The sequence below is a fragment of the Pseudomonas sp. 32_A genome, from assembly GCF_017490905.1.
Classification (GTDB): Bacteria; Pseudomonadota; Gammaproteobacteria; order Pseudomonadales; family Pseudomonadaceae; genus Aquipseudomonas; species Aquipseudomonas inefficax.
This window is the reverse complement of record NZ_JAFGYI010000081.1, coordinates 1-1274: the sequence shown is the minus strand read 5'-3', so window position 1 is coordinate 1274 and position 1274 is coordinate 1. Positions and strand designations below refer to the sequence as shown.

The following is a 1274-nucleotide window of genomic DNA, read 5'->3' as shown; positions in this document are numbered from 1 at the left end:
CCGTTAGGCGACGAAGTGGTTGATACCATGCTTCCAAGAAAAGCTCCTAAGCTTCAGATAACTGGGAACCGTACCCCAAACCGACACAGGTGGTTAGGTAGAGAATACCAAGGCGCTTGAGAGAACTCGGGTGAAGGAACTAGGCAAAATGGCACCGTAACTTCGGGAGAAGGTGCGCCGGCGAGGGTGAAGGACTTGCTCCGTAAGCCCATGCCGGTCGAAGATACCAGGCCGCTGCGACTGTTTATTAAAAACACAGCACTCTGCAAACACGAAAGTGGACGTATAGGGTGTGACGCCTGCCCGGTGCCGGAAGGTTAATTGATGGGGTTAGCGCAAGCGAAGCTCTTGATCGAAGCCCCGGTAAACGGCGGCCGTAACTATAACGGTCCTAAGGTAGCGAAATTCCTTGTCGGGTAAGTTCCGACCTGCACGAATGGCGTAACGATGGCGGCGCTGTCTCCACCCGAGACTCAGTGAAATTGAAATCGCTGTGAAGATGCAGTGTATCCGCGGCTAGACGGAAAGACCCCGTGAACCTTTACTATAGCTTTGCACTGGACTTTGAATTTGCTTGTGTAGGATAGGTGGGAGGCTTTGAAGTGGGGACGCCAGTTCTCATGGAGCCATCCTTGAAATACCACCCTGGCAACTTTGAGGTTCTAACTCAGGTCCGTTATCCGGATCGAGGACAGTGTATGGTGGGTAGTTTGACTGGGGCGGTCTCCTCCCAAAGAGTAACGGAGGAGTACGAAGGTGCGCTCAGACCGGTCGGAAATCGGTCGTAGAGTATAAAGGCAAAAGCGCGCTTGACTGCGAGACAAACACGTCGAGCAGGTACGAAAGTAGGTCTTAGTGATCCGGTGGTTCTGTATGGAAGGGCCATCGCTCAACGGATAAAAGGTACTCCGGGGATAACAGGCTGATACCGCCCAAGAGTTCATATCGACGGCGGTGTTTGGCACCTCGATGTCGGCTCATCACATCCTGGGGCTGAAGCCGGTCCCAAGGGTATGGCTGTTCGCCATTTAAAGTGGTACGCGAGCTGGGTTTAGAACGTCGTGAGACAGTTCGGTCCCTATCTGCCGTGGACGTTTGAGATTTGAGAGGGGCTGCTCCTAGTACGAGAGGACCGGAGTGGACGAACCTCTGGTGTTCCGGTTGTCACGCCAGTGGCATTGCCGGGTAGCTATGTTCGGAAGAGATAACCGCTGAAAGCATCTAAGCGGGAAACTTGCCTCAAGATGAGATCTCACTGGGATCTTGAATCCCCT

The 1274-nt window shown here is 53.5% G+C and carries 1 rRNA gene (running past one end of the window); it reads left to right on the top strand.

From position 1 onward, the window contains the following. Positions 1-1274: ribosomal RNA gene (locus tag J5M58_RS25640) — 23S ribosomal RNA — on the top strand; its annotated part reaches 1471 nt to the left of the window's first position; the annotation flags it as partial.